This is a genomic window from Paenibacillus provencensis, assembly GCF_042678545.1.
GTDB classification, from domain to species: domain Bacteria; phylum Bacillota; class Bacilli; order Paenibacillales; family Paenibacillaceae; genus Paenibacillus; species Paenibacillus provencensis.
In genome coordinates, this window is sequence record NZ_JBHTKX010000001.1 from 2,581,118 (window position 1) to 2,597,342 (window position 16,225).

13 protein-coding genes are annotated in these 16,225 nt (G+C 45.5%); 6 read left to right on the plus strand and 7 right to left on the minus strand.

Annotated elements, in window-relative coordinates; all coding sequences use genetic code 11:
• The first annotated feature begins 21 nt into the window (after window positions 1-21).
• Both ACFQ3J_RS12410 and ACFQ3J_RS12415 read left to right on the plus strand, forming a co-directional pair.
• Window positions 22-993: a type I phosphomannose isomerase catalytic subunit gene (locus ACFQ3J_RS12410; protein ID WP_251581897.1), complete on the plus strand. Its 972-nt coding sequence runs from the start codon at window positions 22-24 to the stop codon at window positions 991-993.
• Between the two features lie 44 nt (window positions 994-1,037).
• Entirely contained in the window at window positions 1,038-1,961 is a 924-nt protein-coding gene (locus tag ACFQ3J_RS12415) for an alpha/beta fold hydrolase (protein WP_251581898.1), read from the plus strand.
• A 176-nt stretch (window positions 1,962-2,137) separates the two neighbouring features.
• Here the strand turns inward: ACFQ3J_RS12415 and ACFQ3J_RS12420 are convergent, their stop codons facing one another.
• The 4 genes from ACFQ3J_RS12420 to ACFQ3J_RS12435 all read right to left on the minus strand — a co-directional run bounded on the left by ACFQ3J_RS12420 (window position 2,138) and on the right by ACFQ3J_RS12435 (window position 9,342).
• Window positions 2,138-2,665 carry a YfiT family bacillithiol transferase gene (locus ACFQ3J_RS12420; protein ID WP_251581899.1) on the minus strand — a complete coding sequence of 176 codons (528 nt, stop codon included), beginning with the start codon at window positions 2,663-2,665 and terminating at the stop codon, window positions 2,138-2,140.
• A 107-nt stretch (window positions 2,666-2,772) separates the two neighbouring features.
• Window positions 2,773-4,041 carry a 2-oxoglutarate dehydrogenase complex dihydrolipoyllysine-residue succinyltransferase gene (gene odhB, locus ACFQ3J_RS12425; RefSeq protein ID WP_251581900.1) on the minus strand — a complete coding sequence of 423 codons (1,269 nt, stop codon included), beginning with the start codon at window positions 4,039-4,041 and terminating at the stop codon, window positions 2,773-2,775.
• A 6-nt stretch (window positions 4,042-4,047) separates the two neighbouring features.
• Window positions 4,048-6,960 carry a 2-oxoglutarate dehydrogenase E1 component gene (locus tag ACFQ3J_RS12430; protein ID WP_251581901.1) on the minus strand — a complete coding sequence of 971 codons (2,913 nt, stop codon included), beginning with the start codon at window positions 6,958-6,960 and terminating at the stop codon, window positions 4,048-4,050.
• 654 nt (window positions 6,961-7,614) lie between these two features.
• Entirely contained in the window at window positions 7,615-9,342 is a 1,728-nt protein-coding gene (locus ACFQ3J_RS12435; protein WP_251581903.1) for an ABC transporter ATP-binding protein, read from the minus strand.
• 277 nt (window positions 9,343-9,619) lie between these two features.
• Here ACFQ3J_RS12435 and ACFQ3J_RS12440 point away from each other — a divergent pair, with 277 nt between their 5' ends.
• Window positions 9,620-10,705, plus strand: coding sequence for a Gfo/Idh/MocA family protein (locus ACFQ3J_RS12440; protein WP_091154287.1), 1,086 nt, complete (start codon window positions 9,620-9,622; stop codon window positions 10,703-10,705).
• A gap of 114 nt (window positions 10,706-10,819) precedes the next feature.
• Window positions 10,820-11,365, plus strand: a complete 546-nt coding sequence (locus ACFQ3J_RS12445; RefSeq protein WP_251581905.1) for a cysteine hydrolase family protein — start codon at window positions 10,820-10,822, stop codon at window positions 11,363-11,365.
• 152 nt (window positions 11,366-11,517) lie between these two features.
• Here the strand turns inward: ACFQ3J_RS12445 and ACFQ3J_RS12450 are convergent, their stop codons facing one another.
• The 3 genes from ACFQ3J_RS12450 to ACFQ3J_RS12460 all read right to left on the minus strand — a co-directional run bounded on the left by ACFQ3J_RS12450 (window position 11,518) and on the right by ACFQ3J_RS12460 (window position 13,500).
• Window positions 11,518-11,820: an antibiotic biosynthesis monooxygenase family protein gene (locus tag ACFQ3J_RS12450; protein WP_091154283.1), complete on the minus strand. Its 303-nt coding sequence runs from the start codon at window positions 11,818-11,820 to the stop codon at window positions 11,518-11,520.
• Window positions 11,821-11,860: 40 nt separating this feature from the next.
• The gene (locus ACFQ3J_RS12455) at window positions 11,861-12,340 is read right to left on the minus strand and encodes a DinB family protein (protein ID WP_170862347.1); all 480 of its coding nucleotides are present in this window, start codon (window positions 12,338-12,340) and stop codon (window positions 11,861-11,863) included.
• Window positions 12,341-12,426: 86 nt separating this feature from the next.
• The gene (locus ACFQ3J_RS12460; RefSeq protein ID WP_251581907.1) at window positions 12,427-13,500 is read right to left on the minus strand and encodes an undecaprenyldiphospho-muramoylpentapeptide beta-N-acetylglucosaminyltransferase; all 1,074 of its coding nucleotides are present in this window, start codon (window positions 13,498-13,500) and stop codon (window positions 12,427-12,429) included.
• Between the two features lie 124 nt (window positions 13,501-13,624).
• Between ACFQ3J_RS12460 and ACFQ3J_RS12465 the strand changes: the two genes are divergently transcribed.
• A complete protein-coding gene (locus ACFQ3J_RS12465) occupies window positions 13,625-14,815 on the plus strand; it encodes a MalY/PatB family protein (protein WP_091154276.1) in 1,191 nt (396 codons plus the stop codon).
• A 440-nt stretch (window positions 14,816-15,255) separates the two neighbouring features.
• Window positions 15,256-16,218 (plus strand): ABC transporter permease, encoded by a 963-nt coding sequence (locus ACFQ3J_RS12470; RefSeq protein WP_379292911.1) that lies wholly within the window; start codon window positions 15,256-15,258, stop codon window positions 16,216-16,218.
• Window positions 16,219-16,225 lie beyond the last annotated feature (7 nt).

Genomic DNA, 16,225 nt, shown 5'->3' on the forward strand with positions numbered 1-16,225 from the left:
ATATGTTAAGGAGAGGACAGTATGACAGCACCATATCCATTGCAATTTGAACCTGAATTTAAAGAGAGAGTCTGGGGAGGACGCGCTCTTGAGCAATTCGGTTTGTCTCTTCCCGAGGGTCATATTGGCGAAGGCTGGATGATCGCCGACCATCCGAATGGAACAACCAAAGTCATGAATGGCGAGCTTGCTGGAACAGGACTTGATGAGATTCGAGTGCAATATGGTGAATCATGGTTAGGTACAAAAGGTGTTTCCGAAAAAGGCGGCCGATTCCCGCTGCTCATTAAACTGCTCGACTGTAATGATGATCTGTCCGTACAAGTGCATCCAACTGATGATTATAAAGGACTGCCGGAGGGAGAGCTTGGAAAGACGGAAATGTGGTACGTACTTGATGCTAAACCTGGTGCCAAGATCATTTACGGGCTCAAAGAACAAGTAACCTACGAGCAGCTACGCACTGCCCTGAATAACGGTACGGTAATGGATACCTTGCAAGAAGTATCTGTCGAGGCGGGAGATTCCTTCTTTATACCTGCAGGTACAGTCCATGCTCTATGCGCTGGAGTTGTTGTCGCAGAAATTCAGCAGAATTCGGACACAACGTACCGTATATTTGATTACAATCGACCAGGACTCGACGGCAAAGCACGGGAACTACATATTGAAGATTCACTGAATGTAACGAAGTTTGAATCTACAGGTGCAACATCCATGAAGACGGATCACGCCGTTCCAGGAGAGTGGCTCACTCTAGCAACATGTCCTTATTTTGTGGTTGAGAAAGGCATTGTCTCCGGTACATGGGAGCTGAATACGACCGAGGACAGCTTTACTATACTCGTCGTATGTGACGGAACAGGCCGTCTTGTATGGGATGGTGGAGCAAGCCTTGCCCTTACAGCGGGTCAATGTTACCTGATTCCATCCAGCCTTGGGAGCTACCAATTGTCTGGTGAAGCTACGGTGCTTCGCTCTTATCTCCCGTAAATTATGGCTAGCACAAGCCAGACATCAAGGAGGGCGACTCAGTCATGCAGGAGTACATGTTTCAATTACAGGATAGTGACGAAGTCAATATCTTTGTATATCGCTGGACTCCGGAAGATCATATACCGGTCAAAGGGATCGTACAAATTGCTCACGGTATGTGTGAAACAGCGAAGCGTTATGAAGAGCTGGCCAGTACATTGACGGACCATGGATTTATCGTCTATGGTAACGATCATCGCGGCCACGGTCTAACCGGCATGGCACAAGGCATGCTGGGCGACGGTGGTCCGGATGTGTGCAATTGGATGGTGAAGGATGTAGCGGAGCTCGGAGAACATATACGCAAAGAACATTCTGAATTACCGCTATTTCTGTTAGGACACAGCATGGGTTCCTTTATTACTCAGAAGTTGATGTATGCACATCCTGATCTGTTTGATGGCTATATCCTCTCCGGAACGAATGGCAAAAGAAGACTTCTCAAATTCGGTCAAAGGCTGGCTGCACTGCAAGCAGGCTTACAGGGACAAGAGCATCGCAGCCTCCTCTTGAATGCAATTATCTTCGGCGGATACAATCGTGCCTTTCGCCCTGCCGCCACTCCCTTTGACTGGTTGTCTAATGATAAAGACGAAGTTAGAAAATTCGTTGAGGATCCGATGTGCGGGGCCATATGCACCACCCGTTTTTTCCGGTGCTTCTTTGATCTGTTAATGGAGATCCATCTGCCCAAACATATGAGCAAGATCCCCAAGGATAAGCCTGTCTATATCTTCTCGGGTCAGCGGGATCCGGTGGGCATGTATGGTAAAGGGGTCATGAGTCTGGTTAAGACTTATCGGAAATTGCAATTTGCCGATCTACAATATCGGCTCTATCCTGACGGAAGACACGAGATGCTCCACGAAGTGAACCGTAAGGAAGTGCAGCATCATATTGTGGATTGGTTGGAACAGCATGTGTAGCAGTGAGTCAGAACTCCTGTATCCTTGGAAACGGATAATCATCTGGCTGAAGATATACCACAATTGAAGCCGATTCATCTATGGAACTAAAAGCCCGAGTAATCTCGTGTATTAAAAAAGCCTTTCTTGTTCAATGCCATCGAACTGTTGCATTGGACAAGAAAGGCCATTCTTCGTTACCAATTCATACGTTCTCGCAGCGATGTAATATGTGCCGTATGATGAAGGCTGTGCCATGAGTACAGTCTCAAACATTCCCCAAGGGTCAGCGACTTCTGTAATCCAGGATGATAGAAGGTGCGATCGTATTGTTCCGGACTCATGGACTCAAGCAGAGCGGTCCAACGCGAATGGAGACCCTCTATAATCGATAATGAAGCGCTTATAGGCACATCCGACACATCTGTTGTCTCTGCCCATAAGGTCTCTTCATAGGGTCTAATAGCGGGCTCATTCTCGGTAAGCGCAAGCTTGAAACGAATAAAGCTGTTCATATGACTGTCAGCAACATGATGAACAACTTGGTTAATCGTCCAACCTTCAGGTCGATATGGGGTAGCGAGCTGTTCATTAGATAAATCTGCAACCGCATCTTGAAGTCTCGCTGGATGCTTCTTAATATTGTCCATCCAAATCCTGCGGTTATCGTTATTAGGTGTATCTTCAACTTCCAAACCGATAGGATACCTCAGATCATTGTTCATTTCCATCCTCCCCTTATATGTACTTCATTAGATTACGACACAGAATAAAAAAGACAGGCGCAGCAAATGTTGCAGCCTGTCCTTAATTATTCAAGAGATACTTAGCATTATCCTTCTAGCAGGAGGGATTCTGGATCCTCAAGCAATTCTTTGACCGTAACCAGGAATCGAACCGCATCACTTCCATCAATGATTCGATGATCATAAGACAGCGCGATATACATCATAGGTCTGTTTTCCATACGCTCATCATCAATCGCTACCGGGCGTACTTGGATTTTGTGCATACCGAGAATACCAACCTGTGGTGAATTCAATATCGGTGTAGAGAGTAATGATCCGAAGATTCCACCATTCGTAATCGTAAATGTTCCACCCTGCAGCTCATTGAGAGACAACGAGTTATTACGTGCTTTGGAAGCCAGTTCTCCGATATTCCGTTCAATCTCAGCAAAGCTGAGACGATCTGCATCACGTACCACCGGAACGACAAGCCCTTCCTTCGCGGATACTGCAATACCGATATCATAGAACTTCTTCACTACAATGTCATCGCCGTCTATCTCAGCATTAACTAGCGGGAATTGTTTGAGTGCACCTACAACCGCTTTAGTAAAGAAAGACATAAAGCCGAGGCCGACATCATGCTTTTCTTTAAATTTGTCTTTACGGCGTTTACGAACATCCAAGATAGCTGTCATATCCACTTCGTTAAATGTAGTAAGCATCGCCGCTGTTTGTTGAGCTGCAACCAGGCGTTTGGCGATCGTTGCACGTCGACGGGACATCTTGGAACGTTCAACCGGTTTCCCAGGGCTTGCTTCTGCTGCTGGAGCAGGAGCAATAGCAGCCTTGCTTGGAGCTGCAGGAGCTGCAGGAGCTGCAGGTACAGAACCATGAGATTTCACGTCATCGGAATGAATGCGTCCGATCGGATCGCGAGCTTGTACTTGGTCAAGATCAATTCCGCGTTCACGAGCTAATTTACGAGCAGAAGGTGTAGCTGTATAGCCATTCGCACCTTCATCTTCCGCTTTGGGAGCCGGCTCATTCTTCACTGGTGCCGAAGCCGGCGCTGCTTCTGAAGCTTGTGGTGCTGGTGCCGGTGGTGCAGAAGCCGCAGCTGATTCTTTGGCTCCTGCTCCTGCTTCTAACTGTGCAATTGTCTCACCAATCTGAACCGTATCCCCTTCTTGATGAAGGATGCTTGTAATTACTCCGCTCTCTTCCGCACTGATTTCAATGTTGACTTTATCCGTCTCCACTTCTAGCAGTACATCTCCTTGATTGACGGTATCCCCTTCTTTAACGATCCATCTGGATATTGTCCCCTCCGTGATGGATTCTCCCATAGCCGGTACTTTAATTTCACTCACAGCAAGCTACCTCCCCAGTGGAATGTTTTTCTTTGAACTTTGCTTCAATACTTTGGACAAAATCTGCTGTTGCTCCACGACATGTACATGTTGGAAGCCGGTTGCTGGACTGGAACGCTCAGGCCGGCCTGCATAATCAAGCTTAACACCTGCAGGCAATAACTCACGGAGTCTTGGTTCCATATACGTCCAAGCTCCCATATTCTTAGGTTCTTCCTGCGTCCAAACGATTTCCCTCACATTACGGAATCTGGCGAGGAAGCGACGGATTTCTTGCTCAGGGAAAGGATATAATTGTTCCACACGCAAGATATGCAGCCAGGACCAATCCTCACCTTTTTCCTTGTCAATCGCCTCTTCAAGATCGATCGCGATCTTGCCGCTGCAAAGAATGATACGCTCCACCTTGTCAGGAGCAGCTCCAAGAATCGGCTCTTGGAGCACCGTTTGGAAGCTGCCTTCGCTAAACTCTTTAGCTGGAGAAGCTACGCGCGGGTTACGGATCAAACTCTTCGGCGACATAAGTACGAGCGGTCTAGCATCATCTGTCTCCGTCAATGCAGCCTGACGGCGAAGCAGGTGGAAGTACTGCGCGCTGCTGGACAGATTTGCTACGATCCAGTTATCATCTGCGCACATTTGCAGGAAGCGTTCCAGTCTTGCGCTCGTATGCTCAGGTCCCTGGCCTTCACTTGCGTGAGGCAAGAGCATCACCAGGCTTGAGTTCTGAGACCATTTTGCACGTCCTGACGATACGAATTGGTCGAACAATACTTGGGCACAGTTGGCAAAATCACCGAATTGTGCTTCCCATATCACCAGCGTCTCTGGTGCATAAACGTTGTAGCCATACTCAAAGCCTACTACAGATTCCTCTGACAGAGGACTGTTATATAGAGCAAAGGAGGCCTTGGCTTGCGGCAAACGATGAAGCACATTATAGGAATCTCCAGTCTCGGAATCATGCAGCACCAGGTTTCGATGAGCAAACGTAGCTCGCTGGGAATCCTGCCCCGTCATACGAATTGGCTTGCCATCAGCCAGGATCGTAGCAAAAGCGAGTGTTTCCGCCAAGCTCCAATCCACTTTCTCACCTTCGTTCAGGGCATTCTGGCGTCGCTGCAGAATACGCTGGAGCTTAGGATATACCTTGAAGCCTTCCGGCCATTTGAGCAGCTCTGCATTAATCTCGCGCAGCTTCTCGATCGGGACCGCTGTTTGCGCATTCGTCAGCCGTTCCGGTCTTTGCAGCTCAGTGCTGCCGGCATCGACCTTGTCATGCACTTCCTCATGGCTTACAGTTCCTTGCTTCACTTCATCGTACGCCTGCTTCAACTGGTTCTGAGCCGCATTTCTCAGATTCGTCAGAAGCTCCTTCTCCCCAGCTCCCGACTGAATCAGAACATCTGCATATAGCTCACATACCGTTGGATGGTTCTTTACTTTGCTGTACACGAGTGGTTGAGTTGTTTCTGGATCGTCTGTCTCGTTATGCCCATAACGGCGATATCCGATTAAGTCGATTAGGAAGTCTTTGTTAAACTTGTTGCGATATTCGCTCGCTAGGCGTATAGCTGCCATACAAGCATCAGGGTTATCGGCATTTACATGAATGATCGGAATTTCATATCCTTTGGCCAAGTCACTGGAGTACATCGTTGACCGTGATGCATCACTGTTTGTCGTGAAGCCGATTCGATTATTTACGATAATATGAATCGTACCGCCATTCTGGTAACCCTTTAGAGATTTCAAGTTCAGGGATTCGGCAACGATACCTTCTCCCGGGAATGCAGCATCCCCGTGCATTAGAATCGTAGCTGCCTTAGTAACATCCTGCTTCGGATAACCCGCCTGTCCTCGGTCATCCTGAGCTGCACGCGCAAAGCCTTGCACCACGGGATTCACATATTCAAGATGGCTCGGGTTATTAGCCATCGTAATCTTGGCTTGAACGACCTCACCCTTCTTCACATAACGTGTTGCACCAAGATGGTACTTCACGTCTCCCGTCCAGCCGTAATTAACGCCAGATGAGCTCTCGGAAGGAACCAGATCTTTATTGTTTGCCTGGTGGAATTTCGAGAAGATCTTGCTATATGGTTTACCAAGTACGTGTGCAAGTACATTCAGACGTCCCCGATGGGCCATACCCATGAGAATATGACTTGATCCTGCTTCGGCCATAATCTCTATTATCTCATCAAGCATAGGAACGAGCATATCGTTCCCTTCAATGGAGAACCACTTCTGCCCTACAAAGTTCTTGTGGAGGAACTGTTCAAACTGCTCTACTTCCACAAGTCTGGCTAGGAGTGACTTACGCTCATCCGAAGTCAGCTGAGCAACCGATGTACCTGACTCAATACTCTGATACAGCCAATTACGCTCTTCTTCATCCTGAATATGGTTGAACTCATAAGCCAGAGGCCCTGTATATATATCACGCAATCGCTGGATTGCGTCTAATCCAGTCATGGTCTGTGAATCTGCATTCTCCCAAATGATTGAAGCAGGAATAGCTCGTAGATCTTGCTCGCTAAGCCCCAGTTTGGATGGAGTAAGTAGGCTCTCTTCTGTCTTGGCATCCAGCTGGAGCGGATCAATATCAGCAACCAAATGTCCGAATCTTCGGATATTTTGAACTAATTTGCCCGCTGTAACCGCTTTCTGTAACAGCTGTAGATCTGCAACTCCCGAACTTGCACTACTCCCTGTGCCTGGTGAAGCAAGTCCGTGATTGTTAACGGGGCCAATATCCACCGGGGGCGGTCCCCATTCTTTAAAAAGCGTGCGGAACTCAGCATCAACTGCTTCTGGGTCAGCACTATAAATCTCAAACTGTTCTTGTACGTAACCGAAGTTTGGTCCGTAGTATGTTTTCCATGGGCTTTGCATATTGCCATCTTCGTTAGCCATTTAACGTTCCCTCCGTCAAAATATTTGGTTTGTGCCAGGACGGAAAATCATTTCTTAAATTTCATAAAAATAAACTCAATTTCTAATTATAAATCAATTTTCCGAAGAAAACATCTATCGCTGTTTCCTCCAGAGATCCCACCGCAAGAAAGGCAGCTGGATGAATTTGTGAATAATGCTTCTAAGCTGTAATTTTCTACTCTTATTTTATAAACTATTGCTGCTGAGAGCATTTCCAATTTTAAAGGTAATTAATGCATTTTTTAGATGAATCACTGCAAACCCCTGCTATATCAGCAAATATTGATTCTATCAAAATGTGATGAAGATGACAAAAAAATAAAGCCCTTTCAATTAATAAAGACATTTGTTTTGAAAAGTGGGCTTTATTGAGTCAATTTCATAATACCTTTAGCTGCTTTGATCAAGAGTATACAGTTTCAAATTCACCTTCTTAATGAGTTATGTAACTGATTTGTTTTTATAAAATTGTTCGTCTTCTCTTCAATTTTAACTAACTCAATTCGTTTTATACTTGTGCATGTTGCAGAAATCCCAAACAACAATCCATCGATAATAGCTAGATGAAAGGGTTTGATTCAACTAGATTTATACCTCTTCATCTAACTAAAACCGAATTATGCAAAATCCTGACTAGCTAAGCTCACTGAATTGTGCCGTGTGCAGCCGGCTGTATACACCTCTTCTCGCTACCAGCTCCTCGTGACTACCTTCCTCTTCAATTCCATTCGACGTAACCACGATAATTCGGTCTGCATTCTTAATCGTAGCCAGTCGATGGGCAATGACAAGTGTTGTTCTTCCCTGTGACAGCTCAGCAAGGGACTGCTGTATCGCCGCTTCTGTTTCCGTATCAAGTGCAGAGGTTGCTTCGTCGAGAATGAGGATCTTCGGATTTTTCAAGAACATTCGTGCAATCGCAATCCGCTGTTTCTGTCCTCCGGATAACTTCACACCTCTCTCACCGATCACGGTGTCCATTCCTTCCGGCATCGCTTCAATTGTTGGTGCAAGCTGAGCAAGTCTAGCCGCTCTCCATATTTCCTCATCACTTGCATCGAGCTTGCCATAGGCGATATTCTCCCGGACCGTACCTGCGAACAGAAACACATCCTGTTGAACGATACCAATCTGTCTGCGCAGAGAAGTGAGAGTGACCTTCGAAGTATCCACACCATCAATGGTGATCCTGCCTTCAGTTGCCTCATAGAATCTCGGAAGCAGACTGCAGATTGTTGTCTTGCCCGCGCCGGATGGACCTACAAAAGCCACGGTCTCTCCTGCTTTAATATTAAGATTGATCTTATTGAGCACCTTGGAGCCGTCATCGTAGCCAAATGAAACCTGCTCATAGTGGATATTGCCTTCAAAATTCGGTGCTTCTCTCGCATCCTTGCTGTCCTTAACATCCGGCTCAGTGTCCAGCAGTTCAATGTATCTCTGGAATCCGGCGATGCCTTTAGGATAGCTCTCAATAATCGCATTAATCTTGTCGATTGGACGGAAGAACACATTCGTCAGCAATAAGAAGGCCGCAAACTGTCCATAAGTTAATTCCCCTTGTAAAATAAACCACGTTCCACAGATCAGTACAAACAAATTGATGCTTCTAGTCAGCATGTAACTGATCGTAATATTCTGGGCCATAATCTTGTAGCTGAACAGCTTGGTCAGCCTGAACTCACGATTATCCAGTTCAAACCGCTGCTTCTCAAATCCTTCATTGGCAAATGCTTGTACAACACGAATTCCGCCAATCGTATTCTCTACACGGGAATTGAAATTGGCAATGTTGCCATACAGTTTACGGAACGCCTTAGTCATCTTGGTATTAAAGTACAGTGCAAGCAAAATGACGATCGGTACTATAATAAAGGTGAGCACTGCAAGCTTCCAATTGATGCCGAGCATGAGCAGAAATGCTCCAATTAAGGTCATGACCGCGATAAATAAATCCTCTGGTCCATGATGAGCCATCTCTCCGATATCCATCAAATCATTGGTTATGCGTGACATAAGGTGCCCTGTCTTGTTGTTGTCGAAGAACCTGAAACCAAGCTTCTGAAGATGATCAAACATCCGGCTTCTCATATCTGTCTCGATATTAATGCCCAGCATGTGACCCCAATAGGTAACTACAAAATGAAGAAATGCAGTAATCACATAGATTGCAAGCAAGCCTGTACAGGCAACAATAATGCTCTCAAAATTACCAGAAGGAAGCAGCTCGTCCACTACATAATTCACGGCGAGAGGAAATCCAAGCTCCATTAGTCCAGCGATGACTGCGCACATAAAATCAATCGTAAACAGAAGTCGGTACGGCCTGTAGTAGGAGAAAAATCTGCGAAGAAAACCCATCACTCTTTTCGGTATTTTTTTGTAAAGAATAGTTCAAATTTTACTATAGCTATCCGTTTGATTAAAGAGAATATGTAAAAATTGCTATACAGGTTTGGTTCTGACTGAATATTTTAAATAGGTAAGCAGAGAATAATAAAACCAATTTACCGTAAACATCCAGGATTAGGTTTCAATTCGTTTCGTGGTGGTAACCTATATTGATTGTCATTTAGACGTTAACAACAGATTCTTTGCCCCTATATACGTATCACGGAGCCTAAAGGAGGAATGATGCTTGAATCGTACAATTAAAATAGGCATTATCGGGAGCGGCGGAATTGCCAGAGCTCACGCAGAGGCCTATAAACAGCTTGATTATGTTGAAGTTGTAGCCGTGGCAGACATTATCCCGGGAAAAGCCGCACTGTTCATTGAACAGACCAACCTTCCGACGGCAAAGGCTTTCGACAATCATCAGCATCTGTTGGAGCTGGATCTTGACGGAGTCAGCATATGCACACCTAATTTCTCGCATCATAGCATCACCATTGATGCTTTGAATGCAGGCAAGCATGTGATGGTAGAGAAACCAATGTCAGTCACACTAGATCAAGGCATTGAAATGGTAGAGACCGCACAGCGTACTGGAAAAATGCTATCCGTAGGGTTCCAGCCTCGTTATGACCCTAATATGCAAGCCATCCGCAGCCTGATTCAGGACGGCCAGCTCGGTAAAGTGTATTATGCAGAAGCAGGCGGCGGCAGAAGACGCGGAATGCCCGGCGGTACCTTCATTCGTAAGGATCTGGCCGGAGCAGGAGCTATGGCTGATATTGGCTGCTATTCGCTTGATATGGTCCTTCATGCGCTCGGGTATCCCAAACCGCTGACCGTTTCTGCTTATACCTCCAATTATTTTGGCACGAACCCAAAATATCATCCGGAATCCCACATCTTTAACGTTGAAGATTTTGGAGCAGCAATGGTCAGACTTGAAGGCGATATTCTTCTCAGCTACAAAATTTCCTGGGCCATGCACATGGACACACTAGGTCCCACGATGTTCCTCGGGACGGACGCCGGGCTTAAAGTGACTCCTGCTGGAAGCGGACCTTGGAGCGGAGGCTGGGAAGGACGGGTAGGCAGCATGACCTTGTACCACGATATCGCCGGTCATCACACAGAGAGCCCGATTCCAATACAGCATCACCAGATCAATCTATTCCATGCCAAAGTATTTGATTATGCTGAGGCCATCCAGAAACGGCTGCCCGCCCCCATTCCAGGTGAGCAAATCTTATATAATCAGGCGATTATTGACGGAGTGCTGCGTTCTTCAGCTGCCAAAAAAGAAGTTGAAATCATCATTCCGGATTTCTAGTGCACAGAGCCTTGTTCTCATTAAGAGAAGAGGGCTTTTTTTCTTCCCATACCATTCGCTTTGTTATATTCTTGGAGGATGATTATCCATTGATAACAAAGGAGCGAGTAAAACATGACTTCGTCTACTGCTTTAATGATCATTGATGTCCAAAATGCCATGTTCTCCTATCCCGATCTATCACTGCATAATGGAGAACAAGTACTGAGCAATATCCAGCGTCTTCTACAGAAAGCCCGTGAGGACGGCCTGCCTGTCATCTACATCCAGCATACCAGCCAAACTGACGACGAATATAGCGAAGGCACACCAACCTGGTACATCCATCCAAGCATTGCCCCTCAGCCGAATGAATGGGTGGTCAGAAAATCGAGCTGGGATGCCTTCTATCAAACGGAGTTGTTAGCCAAGCTCCAAAAGCTGAATATTCAAAAGCTGGTTATTTGCGGTATGCAGACCGAATTCTGTCTAGATACCACATCACGGTGCGCATATAGTCTTGGCTATCATCATAATGTGCTGGTCTCCGATGCTCATAGTACATTTGATAGTAAAGTACTTCCAGCAGCAGATATAATCAAGCACCATAATCAAATGCTGGGCGGGCGTTTTGTTCAATTGATCAAGACTGAGGACATTCTTGCAGAAGGATTTAATTAATCCTTATTATTTCCACAAAAAAACGAGCCATCCCTTATGCTGGAATGGCTCGTTGTCCATTATTCACGATCAGCAGCTACTGGACGGCTACCTGACTACAGTTCCATCGCCAGCCGGATCATATCTACACAACTCAATCCCTATCCACTATATTATGCTGGGCTAAGATTAACTCTCTGAAAGTGCTCAACCACTGGAAACGGCTCGTAATAATGATGAAGCAGCTGCTTCCAATCTAAATATTCAGCCGACCCCCTGAATCCGATCGTATGATCCTCCAAAGTGTTCCATCTGACATGCAAGAGATATTGATGATCTGACTCCATACACTTATATAATTCGTGACCGAGATAACCCGGCATACTGGAAATAATAGTAGACGCCTTGGCAAAGTCCTGTTCAAAATCACTCTCTAATCCTGCTTTAATATATAGCATGGCGCTTTCGAGAATCATAATCTTATATCCCTCCGATGTGGTCAAACCATGTTATGCCTCAAGCCGCTGCAATAGCTTCAAGCTGCTTCATATGATGCCTATCATGCCATATAAAATCTTCAACATAACTCTGTATTGTAAAGGGATTTCCGTCCAGCCCTTGATATTGATAAGCCCAATCCTCATCAACAAGACCGTATAAGTTTCTAATGATCAGCTCTCTATATTTCAGCGTTTCCTGCATAAGCTCTTCAATTGATATCTTACGGGCATACTCTCGCGCAGCTTCATTAAATAGATCATAGTCCAGATGCTGAATCTGAATCTGTTCTTTCTCCCCCGACGCAATCAGCGATATAGCCCCTTCCCAAAAATACCGGTCCCATCTCATCATGTGGCACACCATTTCACGCGCAGTCCACTTGCCTTCTGCAATAGGCTGATCCCAAGGCGCATTCTGCTGCATACTCCATCTGCGAATCCAGTCATGCCATTCATGAAATGAAGCAATCAAAGAATTCTTTTGCACTCTATTCACGGCTTTCATCCCCTCTTCTAGAGAAATCAGTCAAAAATTAATCATGTTAGAGTGGATATTCGTCAAAAAAAGTGGGGTTCCTGCTTTTATTTCACTTCTGCCTGCCTAATCACTTTAATGATATTCTTCATCGCATCAGGTGGGTGGTAAGCAAGCATGTTCTGAATGTATTTCTCTTTATTTCTATCAAGTTCATGTATGGCATTCAGGAGATTGGGCGCATTCAAATCCTCAGCAAGTAAGACACTGGCATAACCTGAGGCCTCAAATGACCGGGCGTTAATAATCTGATCACCACGGCTGACTTTATCCGAAAGTGGGATAAGCAGCATCGGCTTATGAAGTGCCAGGAATTCAAAGATGGAATTTGAACCGGCTCTGGAGATGACCAAATCGGATGCGGCCATTAGATCAGGCAGCTCATCATGTACATATTCGAATACATGATAACCATCTGCTACAGGAGCTTCCCTGTGCTGTCCTTTACCACAAATATGAATAATTTGATAATCATGAATCAGGTCAGGAATAATTCGATACAGTGCATCATTCAAGTTCTTGGCGCCTAGGCTCCCCCCCATAAAGAACAGTACCGGCTTATCATCGCATAAACCGAGCCGGCTTCTGCCACGCTGACGATCGCCTTCTCTCAGCTCCTTCCGCACCATTGCCCCTACATGAACCACATTTGGTCTTCTCAGCTGTGCTGCTGCTTCTTGAAAAGTAGTGCATACATAATCCGCCCAGGGAAGTGCAATTCGGTTGGCCAGCCCCGGAGTAAGATCCGATTCGTGAATGACAATCGGAATGCGCAGTATTCTAGCTGCAAGTACCACAGGTACGGATACGAAACCCCCTTTGGAGAATACGACGCCAGGCTTGATTTTTTTCAAATACTGATAGGCTTCTCTTACACCTTTGAGTACACGCAAGGAATCTTTTGCATTCTCGATGCTGAAATATCGGCGAAGCTTCCCCGTCGCAATTCCCTTGTACTTCACACCTTCAATCTTACTAATCAGTTCGGCTTCAATCCCTTGTCTTGACCCAATATAATGAACACTGTAGCCTAGTTCCTGGTAATAAGGAATCAGAGCCAGATTTACCGTGACATGACCCGCAGAACCCCCGCCGGTAAATACAATTTTTCTAGACTTCATGCACAACACTCCTGTCACATTGCGTTAGCCCGCTGTTTATTAGATAATATTCACAACCGGACACCCATATCCTTCATCGTTACATATACAATCAAACCGTTTTGGAGAAAGCAGGTACATCAACATGCAAAACAAGGATACGAATCATCCGCTCGATCAAAGAATAGATCGCAAGAATTCAAGCTCTGTCAAATGGAACGGACTTCAGCCTTTATTTAGTGCACCTGATGCAATCCCGCTATGGGTTGCCGATATGGACTTTACTGCACCTGAACCCGTGCTCAAGGCGCTTCGTGATATCGTAGATCATGGCATTCTTGGATATGCTATGCCTGCTCCATCATTTAATGAGGCTATCGCTGCCTGGATGGCCAAGCGTCACGGCTGGAAAGTAGAGCCGGAATGGCTTGTATATACCCCCGGTATCGTCCCAGCCCTGAATATAGCCGTTGAAGCCTTCACTGAACCAGGTGACAAAATTATTATCCAGCCTCCAGTATACGGTCCTTTCCACAAACTTGCCAAAACACATGGCAGAGTGCTGGTAGAGAATCCGCTTATTCACGAGCAGGGTGAATATAGAATGGATCTTACGCATCTAGAACAGGCCGCCTCACAGGATGGAGTGAAGCTGATCGTTCTGTGCAGCCCGCATAACCCCGTAGGCCGCGTATGGAGTCGTGAAGAATTGAATGCCGTGATGGAGATTGCTGTGAAGCACGATATTATCGTGATCTCGGATGAGATCCATTCCGATCTCGTATTTGAATCAGGGAAGCATATCCCTTATGCTGTACTCTCTGAAGAAGCCAAGATGCACTCTATCATCTGCACAGCTGCCAGCAAGACCTTCAATATTGCAGGACTGCATACGTCCAGTGTCGTTATCGCCAATAAAGAACTGCGTTTGAAATTCAAAAATATGATCGATAAGCGTTCAATGGGTTCAATGAATCTCTTCGGACTTGCCGCTACAGAAGCAGCTTACCGGGAAGGCGAGCCTTGGCTTGAGAGCACACTCGAATATATTCATGGAAACCTCGAGTACGTGGTCAACTACTTCAAGACCTACATTCCAGAATGCCAGGTGACCATGCCTGAAGCGACTTATCTGCTCTGGATTGACTTCCGCAATTTAGGAATGGAGCATAAGGAATTGTTTGATTTTCTCGTGACCAAGGCGGGGCTCGTGTTCAGCAGCGGGACAGATTTTGGCAAGGAAGGCGAAGGCTTTATGCGAATGAATGTGGCTTGTCCTCGAAGTATGCTGGAAGAGGCTATGCAGCAGCTGCACGAGGCGATGATTAACCGATAATCAGCTAGTCAAGCGATAGAGAGCGTCATGACCGACACGGGTCATCGACGCTCTTTTGTTTTATACATAAACTCACTACACCTCCTCTTCAGAACCACAAGATCAGTTGTTATTGCGCTTCACGGAAGCATTTATTTTAAACAAGCATAAATCGAATCAAATTCATCATTTATGAGTTATGAAAATTGATTCGTGAATAACACAATTTTGCTCTTATATCACTTTTTTGCAGCCTATATCCTTCTAAAAAACACCTCTATGCTCAGAACAGTAGAATATTACGCTCTTCTTAAGCATCTTCGCAAATATTTACATTAAGTATATTTAAAACAAAATATTGACAATGTAAGCGCTTGAAATTAGTATTTATTTACATCGAGTCTGTTCATTAAGGTTCATTTGAGTTTGATGTCGTACATTACTGGGGGAGGAATTGAACCATGGGAATGAACAATCCCTTGGCGGTGAAACAAACCGTACAAACCAAGAGCAAGTTTCACTTTCTAAAAAGAGAGATCATACGTAACAAATATGTGTATCTGATGCTTGTTCCCGTTCTCTTGTTCTATCTTATTTTCTGTTATGGACCGATGTACGGAATACTGCTGTCCTTCCAGAGCAGCTACAGTCCTGCTAAAGGGATTATGGGCGGTAATTGGATTGGATTTGAGAATTTCACGATGTTTTTTGAGAGCTATAACTTCTGGAGGCTCATGGGCAATACCTTGATCCTTAGCTTGCTTAGTCTGGTGATTGGTTTCCCTGCTCCGATAATTCTTGCACTATTACTCAATGAGGTACGTAATCGCTACTTCAAGAGTGCAGTCCAAACCGTCAGTTATTTACCTCACTTCATATCCGTTGTCGTTGTCGTTGGTATGCTTAAGACCTTCTCTTCTTTGGACGGCGGCTTGTTTAATATCATCCGCGGCTTCTTTGGTTTTGAGCCTATTATGTTCTTCACAGATAAAGATATGTTCCGGCCATTGTACATTCTATCCAATGTATGGCAGGGCGCAGGATGGGCATCAATACTCTTCCTTGCAGCACTAGCCGGAATCAATTCTCAGCTGTATGAAGCAGCCAAGATGGACGGTGCCAACCGCTGGAGACAGCTCCTGCACATCACGTTGCCAGGTATTATGCCAACGATTATCGTGCTCCTCATCCTGCGTATGGGCAGCATTATGAATGCTGATTTTCAGAAGATCCTATTAATGCAGACTGCAGCCACTTATGAAACCTCTGATGTCATTTCGACTTTTGTTTACAGACAAGGGATGCTGCTAGGGGATCAAGCCTACTCCACTGCTATAGGTTTGTTTAATTCGGTCATTAACTTTGCCCTCTTACTCGGCGCGAACTATATCAGCCGCAAAGCTAATGAAACCAGTCTGTGGTAGAGAGGTG

Excerpts from the sequence above, each read along its gene's own strand:
- ACFQ3J_RS12450 (WP_091154283.1), bottom strand. The coding sequence starts at position 11,820 with ATGATTCTCGAAAGCGCCATGCTATATATTAAAGCAGGATTAGAGAGT.
- ACFQ3J_RS12410 (WP_251581897.1), top strand. The coding sequence starts at position 22 with ATGACAGCACCATATCCATTGCAATTTGAACCTGAATTTAAAGAGAGA.
- ACFQ3J_RS12430 (WP_251581901.1), bottom strand. The coding sequence starts at position 6,960 with ATGGCTAACGAAGATGGCAATATGCAAAGCCCATGGAAAACATACTAC.
- ACFQ3J_RS12470 (WP_379292911.1), top strand. The coding sequence starts at position 15,256 with ATGGGAATGAACAATCCCTTGGCGGTGAAACAAACCGTACAAACCAAG.
- ACFQ3J_RS12465 (WP_091154276.1), top strand. The coding sequence starts at position 13,625 with ATGCAAAACAAGGATACGAATCATCCGCTCGATCAAAGAATAGATCGC.
- ACFQ3J_RS12460 (WP_251581907.1), bottom strand. The coding sequence starts at position 13,500 with ATGAAGTCTAGAAAAATTGTATTTACCGGCGGGGGTTCTGCGGGTCAT.
- ACFQ3J_RS12415 (WP_251581898.1), top strand. The coding sequence starts at position 1,038 with ATGCAGGAGTACATGTTTCAATTACAGGATAGTGACGAAGTCAATATC.
- ACFQ3J_RS12445 (WP_251581905.1), top strand. The coding sequence starts at position 10,820 with ATGACTTCGTCTACTGCTTTAATGATCATTGATGTCCAAAATGCCATG.
- ACFQ3J_RS12420 (WP_251581899.1), bottom strand. The coding sequence starts at position 2,665 with ATGAACAATGATCTGAGGTATCCTATCGGTTTGGAAGTTGAAGATACA.
- ACFQ3J_RS12435 (WP_251581903.1), bottom strand. The coding sequence starts at position 9,342 with ATGGGTTTTCTTCGCAGATTTTTCTCCTACTACAGGCCGTACCGACTT.